General features: G+C 33.9%; 15 protein-coding genes and 1 pseudogene. 3 read left to right on the forward strand and 13 right to left on the reverse strand.

The features are described 5' to 3' along the window. The first annotated feature begins 99 nt into the window (after nt 1-99). The gene (locus NSQ94_RS09650) at nt 100-1,017 is read left to right on the forward strand and encodes an AraC family transcriptional regulator (protein WP_144598429.1); all 918 of its coding nucleotides are present in this window, start codon (nt 100-102) and stop codon (nt 1,015-1,017) included. 201 nt (nt 1,018-1,218) lie between these two features. On the opposite strand, the pseudogene NSQ94_RS09655 reads toward NSQ94_RS09650, so the two are convergent. The 6 genes and pseudogenes from NSQ94_RS09655 to NSQ94_RS09680 all read right to left on the reverse strand — a co-directional run. Further along, nucleotides 1,219-1,374 (reverse strand): annotated as a pseudogene (locus NSQ94_RS09655) (alcohol dehydrogenase); the annotation flags it as partial. 263 nt (nt 1,375-1,637) lie between these two features. Further along, nucleotides 1,638-1,877, reverse strand: a complete 240-nt coding sequence (locus NSQ94_RS09660) for a hypothetical protein (protein WP_339230674.1) — start codon at nt 1,875-1,877, stop codon at nt 1,638-1,640. A gap of 365 nt (nt 1,878-2,242) precedes the next feature. Further along, nucleotides 2,243-2,425, reverse strand: a complete 183-nt coding sequence (locus tag NSQ94_RS09665; protein ID WP_277874812.1) for a MerR family transcriptional regulator — start codon at nt 2,423-2,425, stop codon at nt 2,243-2,245. Nucleotides 2,426-2,565: 140 nt separating this feature from the next. Continuing rightward, the gene (gene modA, locus NSQ94_RS09670; RefSeq protein ID WP_339200000.1) at nt 2,566-3,360 is read right to left on the reverse strand and encodes a molybdate ABC transporter substrate-binding protein; all 795 of its coding nucleotides are present in this window, start codon (nt 3,358-3,360) and stop codon (nt 2,566-2,568) included. Nucleotides 3,361-3,589: 229 nt separating this feature from the next. Beyond that, on the reverse strand, nt 3,590-4,078 hold the full coding sequence (tsaA, locus tag NSQ94_RS09675; protein ID WP_339230676.1) for a tRNA (N6-threonylcarbamoyladenosine(37)-N6)-methyltransferase TrmO: 489 nt from the start codon (nt 4,076-4,078) through the stop codon (nt 3,590-3,592). Between the two features lie 209 nt (nt 4,079-4,287). After that, a complete protein-coding gene (locus NSQ94_RS09680; protein WP_063389470.1) occupies nt 4,288-5,235 on the reverse strand; it encodes a helix-turn-helix transcriptional regulator in 948 nt (315 codons plus the stop codon). Between the two features lie 302 nt (nt 5,236-5,537). On the opposite strand from NSQ94_RS09680, the gene modB reads away from it, so the two are divergent. Both modB and NSQ94_RS09690 read left to right on the forward strand, forming a co-directional pair. Continuing rightward, a complete protein-coding gene (gene modB, locus NSQ94_RS09685; RefSeq protein ID WP_063389471.1) occupies nt 5,538-6,212 on the forward strand; it encodes a molybdate ABC transporter permease subunit in 675 nt (224 codons plus the stop codon). Between the two features lie 39 nt (nt 6,213-6,251). Beyond that, on the forward strand, nt 6,252-6,899 hold the full coding sequence (locus NSQ94_RS09690; RefSeq protein WP_339230678.1) for an ATP-binding cassette domain-containing protein: 648 nt from the start codon (nt 6,252-6,254) through the stop codon (nt 6,897-6,899). A gap of 330 nt (nt 6,900-7,229) precedes the next feature. Here the strand turns inward: NSQ94_RS09690 and NSQ94_RS09695 are convergent, their stop codons facing one another. From NSQ94_RS09695 to NSQ94_RS09725, 7 genes are all read right to left on the reverse strand, one after another. Further along, nucleotides 7,230-8,072 carry a class II fructose-bisphosphate aldolase gene (locus NSQ94_RS09695; protein WP_130157280.1) on the reverse strand — a complete coding sequence of 281 codons (843 nt, stop codon included), beginning with the start codon at nt 8,070-8,072 and terminating at the stop codon, nt 7,230-7,232. Between the two features lie 12 nt (nt 8,073-8,084). Next, nucleotides 8,085-8,471 carry a tetratricopeptide repeat protein gene (locus NSQ94_RS09700; RefSeq protein ID WP_130157282.1) on the reverse strand — a complete coding sequence of 129 codons (387 nt, stop codon included), beginning with the start codon at nt 8,469-8,471 and terminating at the stop codon, nt 8,085-8,087. A gap of 20 nt (nt 8,472-8,491) precedes the next feature. Beyond that, the gene (locus tag NSQ94_RS09705) at nt 8,492-9,772 is read right to left on the reverse strand and encodes a PTS sugar transporter subunit IIC (protein WP_339230680.1); all 1,281 of its coding nucleotides are present in this window, start codon (nt 9,770-9,772) and stop codon (nt 8,492-8,494) included. 104 nt (nt 9,773-9,876) lie between these two features. Continuing rightward, complete coding sequence (locus NSQ94_RS09710) at nt 9,877-10,167, reverse strand: PTS sugar transporter subunit IIB (RefSeq protein WP_130157284.1); 291 nt, start codon at nt 10,165-10,167, stop codon at nt 9,877-9,879. 22 nt (nt 10,168-10,189) lie between these two features. After that, complete coding sequence (locus tag NSQ94_RS09715; protein ID WP_130157286.1) at nt 10,190-11,185, reverse strand: 6-phosphofructokinase; 996 nt, start codon at nt 11,183-11,185, stop codon at nt 10,190-10,192. Between the two features lie 20 nt (nt 11,186-11,205). Further along, nucleotides 11,206-11,649 (reverse strand): PTS sugar transporter subunit IIA, encoded by a 444-nt coding sequence (locus NSQ94_RS09720; protein WP_130157288.1) that lies wholly within the window; start codon nt 11,647-11,649, stop codon nt 11,206-11,208. 14 nt (nt 11,650-11,663) lie between these two features. Further along, on the reverse strand, nt 11,664-13,598 hold the full coding sequence (locus tag NSQ94_RS09725; RefSeq protein ID WP_339199906.1) for a BglG family transcription antiterminator: 1,935 nt from the start codon (nt 13,596-13,598) through the stop codon (nt 11,664-11,666). Between the last annotated feature and the right edge of the window lie 608 nt (nt 13,599-14,206).

Raw genomic sequence — 14,206 nt, forward strand, 5'->3', positions numbered from 1 at the left:
CGTCTCAAATGATTGCCTAATCCTCTCACAGCCACTTACGCAACAGACGAATATGCATTAAAATGGAACTAGCAAGAATAAAGAAGCAAGGAGGATTTTATGTCTGAACAAATTTATAAACAGCAAGATGAGCTCGCCAAGCTGATTGAACGTCACACAGGCCAAGACGGTATTCACACGACCGTTATTCCGTCTTTATTTTTCTCTCGTCATTCTACTGTTACAGGACCAAATCACGGTGTTCATAATCCTTCCTTATGCATTGTCGTTCAAGGTGAGAAGCAGGTATGGCTGGCACAGGAGCACTTTACGTACGGTCCCGCCGATTACCTTGTTGCATCCGTTGACTTGCCCGTTATCGCCCAAATCACGAAAGCCACTTACGATGTTCCGTATTTGGCTTTAAAACTTGAATTTAGACCGGGTCAAATTTTAGAGCTTTTAAGTGATTCTGAAATTCAAGTTGGCCTGAAAGAAAATACGAAGCGAGCTATGTTTGTCAGCCCTATGGAGTTATGTATGTTGGATGCGGTAATCAGACTGGTTTGTTTGCTAGACAACCCGAAAGATATCCCTGTGCTTGCTCCTATTTACACGAAGGAAATACTCTATAGGGTTCTGCAAGGACAACATGGGGGAATACTGAAACAAATGGCCATAGAAGGGAGCTATACCTATCGAATCAGAGACGTGATCGAATATATCAAAAATCACTATAATCAGTCTTTTAAAGTTGAGGAGCTTGCGGAAATCGCAAATATGAGTGTTTCTTCACTTCATCGGCACTTTAAAGAGGTAACGGCTATGAGCCCGATTCAGTTCCAAAAACAACTAAGGCTGCAGGAAGCGCGACGCCTGCTATTAACCGAGTCAACAGATGCCGCTGATGTCGCATTCCGAGTCGGCTATGAAAGTCCATCGCAATTCAGCCGTGAATATTCCCGCATGTTCGGTTTTCCACCTAAAGAAGATATCAAGCGCCTGAGGGAGGAATATGACCAAAGGGCCAACGCATGACTCCTTGCTCAACGGGGGATTAAACTGCGTATTCATATGGTCATTTTCTAGTTTCTCAAGGGAAACAGAATAAGTCGAGAGTTAATGAGGCTGCCCCAAAAGGTCGTAAAGCGACTTTTTGAGTCCAGCCTCCTCTCACCATTCATTAGGACCAACTATTTTCGTGATACATCCAAGTCGGTATTTCAAAGTTTTACATAATTATAAGGTAGACATGTCAATAACGAATCGATAACGTACATCACTGCGGAGGACGCGCTCATACGCTTCGTCTACTTGGTCAGCACCGATCACCTCAATTTTAGGGGCAATGCCGTGTTGAGCGGCAAAATCGAGCATCAATTGTACTTCAACTAACAGGTGCGTTGAAGAAGACAATAAAAGTATGACCATTCATTCATAAGACAAATCGAATTGGAATCCTTTAAAAGCCCATAAAGTTGTAATCACAAAACTCGTAAAGACAAGAGGTAATACCTTGAATGGAGTAGTTTCATAGCTTAATCAAGACTATCCCGAATCGATCCCGTACGCCAAAAGAAGCGAAACAAGCAATTCTGTTAATTATTGTCATTCCCTTTTTCCTAAAAAATAAAGGTTAATAATTAGGTTTAATATCATTAAGCATATACACCAAATCTCTTCTTTCTAGCGATCTCATCAAATAATTGAACCCTTCTTTTGCATTCTTCAATGATTTCTGAACTAAATCCCCATTTTTCACCATAAACAACAATAAAATCTTCTATTGTAATCAAATTAGGATGTTTACTAATTGCATCATAAAAAGCACTTAATGAATCAGGACTGGTAACCATTTTAGAACACACACGCAACAGTTCTTCATCTTTTACATTCACAGCTTTAATGAATCTGTTAGGTGGATATCTCTTCTTCTTTGTTATTTTTAATCACCTCATTAATTGCTCCTCTTAAGTTATGGACTATTGGTAACTTTTTCATCGATCTCACCTTTCTTCAAAATGAAGTAGGTTTATATACCACGTATTTGGTAAATTAATACTGCGAATATGATCGCAATAATAGGTCCAAAAAACATTCTTGTCAACATCGCGAGAGGTGCGCTATCGTTATCCATGATAATTGTCGTACTTCGCTTCCTTGTATTCATTATATCTATCGCCTCCCACACAAATTTGGTAGAAATTCCCTTGATTAAAAGACATTGTTTACTGATTATTAACATTTTTATGGTTACATTCTTCTACTGTTTTTTTATTGGTACATCGGCTAAACGTAAACTTGAAATCAATTTTACGGTTGCTATCTGTTCTTCCGAATAAAGACGGTAACCATTTTCGCTTCTTATTGGATGCAGTAAATTCTCTGACTCATAATATCTTAAAGCACTTTTTAAAATACCGGTCCTTTTGGAAAAAGTTTGTATCGTTTGAACTCATCTCAATCACGTCCTTTATAATCAAAGTTACACCTTAAAGTAACTTTAAGGTCAAGAACAAAATAAAAAAGACTTGTCCTCAAGGCAAGTCTTATAATTTAAGTTGATCGAACAGTAATGAAGCCCGCTTATTTCAAAATCTTAAATCCGAATTTTTCAAAAATTTGAAACGAATCTTCTGTCTGTAGGTACTGATAGAAATCGTGAGCCTCTTTTTTATGCTTTGTGTCCTTAATGATGCCAACTGGATAAATAATAGGATCATGCATATTTGCGTCTGCAATGTCGACAATTTTTACCTTATCAGATATTTGGGCATCAGTTTTGAATACAATTCCTGCGTCCACTGTATTTGCTTCTACATATGATAATACTTGGCGCACATCCTTTGTGTATACGACTTTCTCTTTTACTTTTGGCCAAAGATTTAGCTTGGTCAGAGTTTGCTGCCCGTATTGACCTGCTGGAGTAGTTTCAGGATTTCCTAATGCAAATTGCTTAATACCGCTGTCTGCCAAAGACTGAAATCCTTTTACTGTGTCTGCTTTATCTTTCGGAACTATTAAAACGATTTCATTTCCTAACAAGTTTTTACTCTCTTCTTTGTTAATCAATCCTTTGTCTACGAGTGGACGAAACTTATTTTCAGCAGCCGAGAAAAATAGGTCTACCGGCGCTCCTTGTTCGATTTGCTGTTGCAATGCACCAGAACTTCCAAAGTTAAATGTAATTTTTATATTTTCATGTTCTTTTTCATACTTTTTCTGAATTTCCGTTAAGGCATCTTGTAAGCTTGCGGCTGCTGAGATGGTTAATTGTACTGTCTGTTTATCCTCTGTCTTCTTTGATTCCTGTTTTTCTCCCTCGTTTGTACAACCAAAAATAAAAAAGATTGAAGCACACAAAAACATGATCATGATCATGCGAATAGAATGCTTCATGCTTTCTCTCCCCCTTCTATTTTTAATCTAATATAAAACTTATTATAATTTCTTATAACTATTTTGTATAGTATATAATTAATTTATATAAAATATAATTATATAGAATAGTAAAGTGTCTCCGTTCATGGATAGAAAAAACACATTTTGTTCAGTGCAATGAAAAAAAACCATAAGGTGCTTTTTAATCGGCCTTGCCAATACCGCCTTTTCAATAAATGCTTTTATCAGCTTTTACTTTATCTACTTTATCTACGTTTTCGATTCTTTTTTCAAACCATCCAATCTTAGATGTTTCTATTGCATCAAACATCGGAACGTAAGGCTTTATATCGAGTAGAGGTGTTTCGTTCAATACATCGACATCTAGGACATGGATATGGTTCCCCTCAATACTTTTCAATCGAACGACTGAAAAGCCGATTGGGTTCGGTCTTTTCGGGAATCTTGTTGCAAAAATACCATGGGGTTGATCATCTAAGAAAGGAACTACCTGCAATGAATATTCATGAACCTTATGAAAATAATAAATAAGAATAAGATGTGAAAAGTCGTCCAGATCTTTCATTCCTTCTACATACAATGGGTTAAGCTCTATTGTTCCTTCTACATTTTTCGCCGCTGCCGATTGAATCGGCATTCCTTCCAAGGTGTTAAAAGGGGTTAGAATTTTTCCTATCGCTTTAAAATGAATGTTCATCTTTACAACATCCTATTTTCTTTTATTTATAATTAATTATATTTAATTATAAATAAATATAATAGAAAAAGATATACTTATGTTTCTCTTTTTGGTTTTTCATTTCCAGTGCTCACGAATCAAGAAAACCAGATATTCCAGTGCCAAAAAGTGATAAAACAAAGCCAGGGGTTTTTAAGAGAAACCCCTGGCTTTTAGCTGGATCCATTTCAGCTTTCATAAACGACTTGTCCGGTTTGTGACAAATCATAGCCTCCTAGTGCTTTTAAATCGTTTTGAAAGTGAACCGATCTTAAAATTTGCAGGACTTGACTAATTAACTCTCTATTCTCATCGTTCTTTAAAATAACCAAATCGTACTTTTCATTAACTAACGGAATGAAATCGACATCTTTAACTAGGTTAGCCCCTCTTTCAATTCCTACCCCGACATCTGCATCCCCTTTAGCGACAGCACTTGCGACACTTACGTGATTGGTTACCTCATTGTCATAGCCGTTAATTTCAGAAACAGGTATGCGATACTTTCTCAAACATTCATCTAGTAAAACACGAGCACCCGCACCTTTTTCCCGGTTCACAATTTTTATATTTTTTCTTCTTAAATCTTCCCAATGCTTAATATTCAACGGGTTTCCCTTTTTGACGTAAAAGCCTGCCTTCCTTGTTAGTAAATGAATCACGATATACTGAAAATTCACTAGTATCTTATTGATATACGGAACATTATATTCACCTGAAATTCCTTCGATTAAGTGTGTACTGACAATGTCTGAATATCCTTGATACATTGAAATTAGGCTTTCTAAGCTTCCAACATAAGAACGAAGTGGCCGAAACCTTTTCGAGGATTTTTCTAAGTAGTTCGCCAAAATATCTAAGCTCATATCCTGGCCGCTTATAATTAATTGTCTAGGTTGCAAATACCCTTGAGTTTCAATCGATGTTTCTTTTTTTGATGACTGTACGGAGCTTGGCTGTAGTTCTTCTTTTGACTTTTTTATATACTCTTCTAGATCGGAAGGATCAATTCGCATTTGTCGTCCGACACGATAAGCAGGTAATAACCCTTTTTTCACTAAATCATATACGGTTAATTTTGAAACCTTTAATATGTTTGCCACTTCCTCGGTTGTATAAGAAAGATTTTTTTCCATACCTACTTACTCCTTCATAAAAAATTCGTTATAAGTAATTAAATGTAATTTGATATAATGTATTGATAACTTCAGTATCAATGATTTATATTTAAATATAAATAAAATTAATTATTTTCTTAACAAGAAGATGGCTATGTAGTTTATATCTAATCTTGATTATATCATGTTTTGTTTCGCTCTTTTTCAATGGAAATGACTCAACTTCTTGTTTTACCATTTCCTTTACTCCAAAGTTCAAAATAATTATAACCATTTATAACGAAAAATGATGAAACTTTATGAAAAGGTGAACGACAAGTATGAATTACTCGCCGCTTATACTCTCTTTAAAAACGGCAACAATCGCCACGTTTATCGTATTTGTTACTGGGGTTGTGTTGGCACGATTGATTAGTCGTAACTCCTTTCGAGGGAAAAGTATTATAGAAGCGATTATTTTGCTGCCACTCGTGCTTCCGCCTACAGTTGTAGGCTTTGGTTTATTATATATATTTGGTAAAAACGGATTTATTGGTCGACTACTGCTCGATTGGTTTGATTTCCAAATTGTTTTCACTTGGTATGCTGTTGTGATCGCAGCAGTCGTCGTGTCTTTTCCTTTAATGTATCAAAGTGCATCTGCAGCGTTTCGGCAGTATGACCCAAATATTGAAAATGCTGCATATACAATGGGGGCATCGAAATGGAGAGTGTTTTGGACGATATCTTTTCCACTGGCATGGCCAGGACTGTTAGCTGGCTTAGTTTTATCCTTTGCACGAGCGTTAGGAGAATTTGGTGCCACTCTCATGCTCGCCGGCTATATTCCGAATGTCACCGACACCATTCCTTTAGCTATTTATTTTGCGGTGGAGTCAGGTAATTTGGAAGCAGCAAAATTTTGGGTGATCATTATCGTTGCCCTCGGCTTTAGCGCTATTTTATGGCTAAATTGGTGGAGCAAACGGAATATGATGAGACATGTACAAAAATAGTAAGTTCAAATTGTCGCTTACTTAAAGGAGTTTTTTCTTATGCTTATCGTTGAAATCCAAAAAAGACTATCCCATTTTGAATTAGATGTAAAATTTTCAGTGGCTAATGAGATTGTTGTCCTTTTTGGCCCCTCCGGCTCCGGAAAAACGACTATCTTAAATTGTATTGCTGGGATAAGCAAACCTGCTGCTGGCATCATCCGATTAAACGACACCATTTTATTTGAAAATAAGAAAGTATTTGTTCCTATTCAAAAAAGAAACATCGGCTATGTATTTCAAGATTATGCGCTTTTTCCCCATATGACTGTTTGGAAAAACATTGCTTATGGCATGCAAAATGAAAGCTTTGTCAAAAATTTAATGAAAGAGCTGCGAATTGAACACCTTAGAGATAAATACCCGTCTGAAATTTCAGGCGGCGAAAAACAACGGGTCGCCATTGCACGAGCCATTGCAACCGAGCCGGCTGCCTTGCTTTTAGATGAACCTTTTTCTGCATTAGATAATCAAACACGTGTAAAAGGTCATGAAGAGCTATTACGTATCCATAAGCTTTGGCGCATTCCCATTATATTAGTCACCCATCATCTTGAGGAAGCAAAAAAATTGGGGAATCGAATTTTATATTTACACGAAGGAAAAATTTGTGACAGTGAAATGAATGTGAATCTTATTCAGAGTTAATTGACAGACTTACTCTTTAAGCTGAACATCAGTTATACAAAATTATGAGGAAAAAGGGGGTTTATAGCATTCCCCTTTTTCAGACTTTGTGTTTGCTTCCTTAAAAACAGTAAATTAAATTTATTTTTATATTGTTCATTTAGCACATAGTTCTAAGTTTTGAAAATCTACAATAGTTATTTGAATTAACTTTTTTGTACAAATAGAAACAACATTTCATCCTCCCTCTTTTCACAAAAAAAAATCCTTGCCGCTAAATAAGCAGCGAAGGATTGGTTTGTTTTTCTCTCTGATAGATTCGTATTGTGATAATGTATCATATGCATTTTTTTATTTCTGAAGCAAGATTAATTTTTGTTTTACAATTTCTTTGATTCTCTGATTGGCTGGTATAAAAAGTTTTCTTAATGATGTTAAAGGGCGATCAGCTGCTTTAGGGAAGGTCTTATTTATTTCCTCTATATAAGCTTTATTTAGTTCAGATCCAATATTAACTTTTTTCACTCCTTCAGAAACACATCTTTTTATATCTTCATCAGATACTCCTGTTCCTCCATGTAGAACTAAACCCACATGGCCTATGTTGGAAGAAATTTCTTTCAATAAATCAAAATTGATTTTTGCTTTCGATTTATATAATCCATGTGTTGTCCCTATTGCAACGGCAAGGGCATCAACATTTGTCTCCTTAACAAACATATATGCATCCTCAGGATTTGTATACATTACATCTTTTTCATCGACAACTAATCCATCTTCAGTTCCGCCTATCGTTCCTACTTCTCCTTCAACAGATACATTCCGTTTATGGGCATATTCCACAACTTTTTTAGTATTTTCAATATTTTCATTAAGAGGCAAGCTAGAACCGTCATACATAACAGAAGTATATCCGCTATCGATTGCCTTTTGAATTGCATGAATATCTTGGCAATGATCTAAATGAAGACAAACATCAATATTGTATCTTTCAGAAAGCGTTTTAATAATAGATACCATCAAGTCGAAGCCAACATACTCTGCAGTGCCTAACGATGTTTGAATAATAATAGGAATGTTTAACTCGTTTGCTGCTTCCATCATGGACGGTAACATCTCTATACAATGCACATTAAAAGCACCAATTGCCCCTTTGTTATTAGTCATTTCAAACAACGATACTAAATTTTTCATTTTTATATCACCTTATGCCTTTCCTCTAATAATATCTTTGGATAATTTGAGCAATTCATCTATTTTTTTTAAATATAATTGAACATCTGAATCTCTTTTTTGATCAATTGCTTCTTTTCTCTTTATGTTATATAGTTTTAATAATTCATTATTCGCTTGCCCTATAGTTTTATTCTCAGAAATACTTAATTCATAGTAATTTATAGCTTGATCGATTTCCCCTGCTTCAAAATATAGCTTCCCTAATTGGTTTAAAATCTCTATTTTGTTATTTTCATTAGCGTTTTCTAATAATTTTTCTGCTTTTTCAATCTCAATCATTAAATCCTCTTTATTTGGTGCTTTTGGAAGCTCGTTCGTAATCTTTTTTTCCTTTTTTCTTTTTTTAAAAAATACCACTGCTGTTCACCTCGACAGAATCAGAATAATTGAAGTATTGGATTAAATATCCAATGGTAAAGGAGTGCAGCCATCACAGTATCGACATCAGTGGCAGTTGTATTTACGAATCCTATAGAATTTAAAATGGGAACAAGTAAAGCGGGAAGTAATGTAATAAAAATTCCATGGGCTATAGTGGATATAATAGCCCCCCTTCTTCCGCCTACTGCATTTGCAAATACTCCTGCTGATCCACCGGCAAAAAAGTTTGTAAGCATCCCTGGTAAAATCATTGGCAATCCACATAATGGTAGTGCAAACATTGCAATAACTGAACCAATTGTTGTACCGATAAATCCTAATGTCACAGCATTTGGAGCATATGGAAATAATACAGGGCAATCTAATGCAGGTTTAGAATCTGGAACTATTTTAAGAGCAATACCTCTAAATGCCGGAACAATTTCTGCTAATAACAATCGCACTCCTGATAAAAGGACGTATACACCAACAACGAATTGGAAGCCTTGAATAAACGCAAATACTAAATAATTTAAATTATCCGAAAATTGAGATGCGAATTCTTCTCCTGCAAACGCTGCAGTTATGATATAAAGCGGAATCATGACTAATCCTACACCAACATAACTATCTGATAAAAATTCTAACCCTTTTGGAAATTTAAAATCCTCTGTAGATTTACTTTTGTCGCCAACGAGCTTTGAAACTCCTGCAGTAAAAATATAGCCAATTGTACAAAAGTGACCAAGGGCAATATCATCGGAACCAGTTATTTTCCTCACAATTGGCTGAGCAATGGCAGGCATAGCAACAGCAAAAATACCACCGACTAATCCACCTATTAAAATAAGAGGAAACCCTTTCAATCCAGCATTTACTCCAAATACTGTGGTCATTGTAGCCATCCATAATATTGCTTGACCAGTTAGGAAGATATATTTCCATCTAGTAAATCTAGCAATGAGTATATTAAAAATGAATATAAACAAAAATGTAAGAGCTATTTCACTCCCAAGGTTTAAATCATTCATAGCTTGCCCGTTTATAGCTTCTATCGACGGGACGATACCTTGCAGTCCAAATGCTTTTGAAAAAATTTGTCCAAAATAGGTTAAAGATGATACAATTATTCCAGAACCTGCTGAAAGCACCAAAAATCCCAACATCGTTTTAAACGTACCAGAAGTAATTTCACTAAAAGATTTTTTTTGCAGAAGTAATCCAATTAGAGCAATCAAGCCAATTGTCACAGCTGCCTGAGTTAATATATTTTCGATAAAAAAGTTAATAACAGACATTTTCATTTCCTCCTATAGCTTCTATTGGAGAATTCCTAATATATGTTTCATAAATTCTTTTAGTTTGATGAGGTATTGTGTTTACACAATCCTCATTTTTTAGTTTATAATTCTCCCTTTTCCTGCAAAATCGGCACTAATTTTTCTCTAATTTCATTTTTGTCTACTAGTTTATTTAAAAAGATAAAGCTGGAATTAATGTTGTATCTCTTAAACTGTGGCTCAAAATTTTTGCCTGCAATGATAATATCAGCTCCATACCCAGCTGCTGATGAAAGATCCGAATGATCTAATGATGCTTTAACATTAAGATCTTTTAACACTGACTCAACACTCATTTGGCAAGCAAAGCTGCTACCTAGACCAGCTCCACATACAACTAAAATTTTCAACATTTATTTCACCCCCTTTCTATTTTTAATGTTTTATTAACATATTATTTTTTATTGCTATATTTACTAATTGCGGATCAAGTTTTTGATTTGTTGAATGAACATCATTAAAGTCTATTAATTGAACCGTGCCATTTTTAACGCCAACCATTTTTCCAGAAATCCCTTTATTAATGCACTCTCTAGCCAATGCACCCATCTGTACAGCTATCATGGCATCTCTAAAAGATGTATTACCTGCTCTAATAAAAAATCCCATGATTGTTTTTCTAACTCTAATATTCAAGTGTTTTTCAATGTATTCTGAAATTTCAAAAGAAACTCCTTGATCCCCACTTTTATATAGTCTGCCATCATATGCAGACTCAGAACATACAATTATGATAGATTTTTTTTCTTTCAGTTTTTCTACAATAATATCTACTGCTTTATTTTTATCTGTAGGGAATTCGGGGATTATTGCCAAATCACAGCCACCTGCAATTGCACTAGCCAAAGCTAAATTTCCGCATTTTCCTCCTAATACTTCCACCATAAAAATTCTGCCAGGCATATTGTGTGCAGTATCATGCAAGTCATGTATAGTTCCTATAATCCTATTTAAAGCAGTGTCAAATCCGATCGAATATTCACTGCCATCAACATCATTATCTACCGTCATGGGGATAAAAATGGTTTTTGTTCCTTCCGAATTCATTAATTTTGCCGCTTTTTGCGAACCGTTCCCGCCAAAAATTAGTAAATAATCAAAACCAAATGATTTTAATTGTTCATGTATTTTTTTCCTTCCTTCCTTTTCATACGGTAATTTGCTTCTTGAAGTCCTTATAATCTGTTTTCCATCGAGTGAATAATTTTGACAATTTTCCAATGTTAAAGGAATTGGCTGATTTTTTAATATTCCGTCAAACCCCTCATGGAATCCGTAAAGTTCTATTTTTTTATCTTTTGCTATCATTTCAATAGCAGCATTAACACCTGATCCGTCTCCCCCGCTAGTAATTATGGCTACTTTTGTCATCTTCCTTCTCCCTCGCTGTTTTATTTAACATTTTTACTCAGAAGTTGATTTAATTCATCAATTGAACAAACTTTGGAGATTTCATCTATTAAATCAGAATTTACAATATTCACTATCATTTTTATTAATTCTAGGTGTGTATCGCTATCTGTCGCTGAAAAACTGATCAAAACATTTACTGGAGTATTACTATTGGGAAAATACACAGGATTTTTTAAGGTAATAAGACTATATCCAATTTTAATCGCTCCATTTTCAGGTCTTGTATGTGGAATGGCTAATCCCGGATATATGACGATATACGGTCCATATTCCTTTATATTTTGAATAACTGACTCAACATAGTTTTTATTTACATGACCATTTTTTTCTAATAAAAAGATGCTTTTTCTAATAGCATCTTCCCAATTGGAAGCTTCTACATGAATTTCCACATTGTCATCGTTAAATTCTATTTCATCCATAGTTATTGCCACCCTTATCTACTACTCATATTTTCTAGGTTGTGAATCATATCCTCATAAGTAAATTCATAAATTAGTTTACTTGCGCCAAACTCGTCAATTAAAAATTTATAAAGTAAACGAAAAACATACTCATAACTTTCAGCTTGGTTTTTAGGGATACTTAAAACGAAAACAACCTGTACTTTTTCCTTATCCCATATTATTGAAGACTTTAAAATACATACCGCAATTGCTACTTTGTTCATGTTATTTTCTAGGGCATGTGGTATTGCTACTAAATCACCTAATTCGGTTGAAGCCATTTTTTCTCTTTCAAATATTGATTGCTTTGTTTGATAATCAATATATCCATGCTTTTCCATTAAATTAGTAATATAATCAAGTACTTCATATTTGGTTTTGAATTCCACACCTTTAATAAATAGTTCTTTGATAAATATTTTTTTCAAATCAAAATGAATATTCAATTTGTCACCATTTAAAATATTTTTAATTTCAACCAAATCTTTATGATTTAAAATAGGATTGATTAGCATGATTTTCTTTGATTTTAAATTGTTAATCGGAACAGTAGTTAGAATCAAATCCGCTTGATTAATCATTTCCACATTAAGTTTTAAAAGGCTGGTAGTTTCTATAATATTAATTTGATTTCCGAAAAATCCCTTTAGCTTCTCTCGGAGTAAAGAGGCAGTAGCCAGACCTGATCCACAAACAATGAGTATTTTTTTAATATTATTTTTTTCATTAATTCCTTTCCTTTCTAAAGCCGCTCCAAAATGAATAGCAATATAGCCGATTTCATCTTCATTTATCGAAAAATTTGTTATTTCTTTTATTTTTTTACTCGCAATAACTGCAATTTCAAATGCTAACGGGTAGTTATATTTAATTTGATTTAAAAGATCATTTCGAATATTCATTTTGTATTTTAGTCTATTTAGAGCTGCACTAAGGTGGACGGTCAGATGATTCCTTAATTCTAAATCTTTTGTAAAATCAATTGAGGTTTCTATTTTTATTTGTTCCATGACTTTCATGATAATGTTATGGATTTTATTTAATTCAAAGGAATTCATCTGATGATAAATCAGTTTTCCACTGCTTACTAGATGCTGAGTCAAATAGTAGATTTCCGAATCGATATTTTTTCCCAATCTATTTTTTATTTCATTTATGATTTCAGCAGCAATCGTAAACTCAGGGGTATTTCTTAATTCCTTTTTGGCTTGGTTGCTATAAGAAAGATGCATGTTAGCTAAAGATCTTTGTATACTTATTTGGATGTGAATAATCAAATTGTTTATGGCCATATCAGTTAAAATAAAATTGTGATTTAATAAAATTTTTGTTATTATATCTTTAATTTGCATCATTTCATCAATTGAGAATAATTGGTGTGATGCATAATTGTCTCCTCTAAAAATATACTCAGACACACAATATCTAAATTTGTCCTCATCTCCTTCGATCCTAATTCCATTAAAACGGTCAATTTTAACCTTTAAATCAAATTTTTTTAATTCATTATTTACTGCAGGTAAATTATTTTTTAAAGTAGTTAAACTAATAAACAATTCATCCGCTAATTCTTGTAGATACAATTTTTTGTTAACAAGCATATTAATTAATATTTTTTTTATTATTAATAGTAAGAGCTCTGATTTTTCCGCTGGGAATGTAAAGCAATGATTGTTATCAATAACGTGGTTGTCTATTTCTGAGAATTTAGTATTATTACGAATTTCTAATTTATATCCCATGCCTCTTTTTGAAACAATCTCTGCCCCGTAATTTCTCAATACTCGATTTAATGCTTTTACATCATTTCTTATAGTCCTTGGGGATACCCCCATTAAAATCGCAATACTTTTTCCTGTTTGATATGTCTTCCCCCTCCTTAAAAGAAAAAGTATGGACCTTTCCCTTTCTGTTAGCGTTTTCATCTCGATGATCCCCTCTCATTTATTAGAATAAGTCGTAAAAACATTAATATTAAGTCAGAAATTTTCCATTGCAAAGGAATTTCCTTTAGTCAATTTCTGTTTAGTTAATTATCAAAGATATATAACTAAAGCATCGTTTGGCATTCCCAAAAATTTTTTAAAAAAACTTGCCAACTTTTTCGTTGAGCCAACCGACAGGGTTGTTTCTTTCAGACAAAGGAAATTAAACTTTTATTGAATAGGAAAGTTTGTTTATCAAAATATATTTCACTCCTTGGGTCGTCCTCTAAAACAATAATTGATATTCTTGTACAAGAGTTAATAGTTGTTTTCTTCTTTCCTGACTTAAAAAAATTCCGGAATAGTATGTATTAATCTAAGTTTGCATGTTTCATAAATTCTCATTCCATCTTCATCCATTGGTACAGATACAATGTTCGCACCGCAGGATCGGAATACATTTGAGTGCAGTTGGATAAATAGGTACCTCTTGAAATTTCCCTGAAGGCAATCGTTCCCCCTCAGATAAAAAAACAGACCAAATAAAATTTGTTGAACCTTTGGGATACTGGCATTTTGATTCAATTTAATCTTCACAAATTTCCTCT

It is taken from the genome of Aeribacillus sp. FSL K6-2833 (genome assembly GCF_037965815.1).
GTDB lineage: Bacteria > Bacillota > Bacilli > Bacillales > Aeribacillaceae > Aeribacillus > Aeribacillus composti.

Bases quoted from the DNA above. Each gene is read 5' to 3' on its own strand.
- NSQ94_RS09690 (WP_339230678.1), top strand. From the start codon at position 6,252: ATGCTTATCGTTGAAATCCAAAAAAGACTATCCCATTTTGAATTAGAT.
- tsaA (WP_339230676.1), bottom strand. From the start codon at position 4,078: ATGAACATTCATTTTAAAGCGATAGGAAAAATTCTAACCCCTTTTAAC.
- NSQ94_RS09695 (WP_130157280.1), bottom strand. From the start codon at position 8,072: ATGAAAAATTTAGTATCGTTGTTTGAAATGACTAATAACAAAGGGGCA.
- NSQ94_RS09680 (WP_063389470.1), bottom strand. From the start codon at position 5,235: ATGGAAAAAAATCTTTCTTATACAACCGAGGAAGTGGCAAACATATTA.
- modA (WP_339200000.1), bottom strand. From the start codon at position 3,360: ATGATCATGATCATGTTTTTGTGTGCTTCAATCTTTTTTATTTTTGGT.
- NSQ94_RS09725 (WP_339199906.1), bottom strand. From the start codon at position 13,598: ATGAAAACGCTAACAGAAAGGGAAAGGTCCATACTTTTTCTTTTAAGG.
- NSQ94_RS09705 (WP_339230680.1), bottom strand. From the start codon at position 9,772: ATGTCTGTTATTAACTTTTTTATCGAAAATATATTAACTCAGGCAGCT.
- modB (WP_063389471.1), top strand. From the start codon at position 5,538: ATGAATTACTCGCCGCTTATACTCTCTTTAAAAACGGCAACAATCGCC.
- NSQ94_RS09650 (WP_144598429.1), top strand. From the start codon at position 100: ATGTCTGAACAAATTTATAAACAGCAAGATGAGCTCGCCAAGCTGATT.
- NSQ94_RS09710 (WP_130157284.1), bottom strand. From the start codon at position 10,167: ATGTTGAAAATTTTAGTTGTATGTGGAGCTGGTCTAGGTAGCAGCTTT.
- NSQ94_RS09715 (WP_130157286.1), bottom strand. From the start codon at position 11,185: ATGACAAAAGTAGCCATAATTACTAGCGGGGGAGACGGATCAGGTGTT.
- NSQ94_RS09720 (WP_130157288.1), bottom strand. From the start codon at position 11,649: ATGGATGAAATAGAATTTAACGATGACAATGTGGAAATTCATGTAGAA.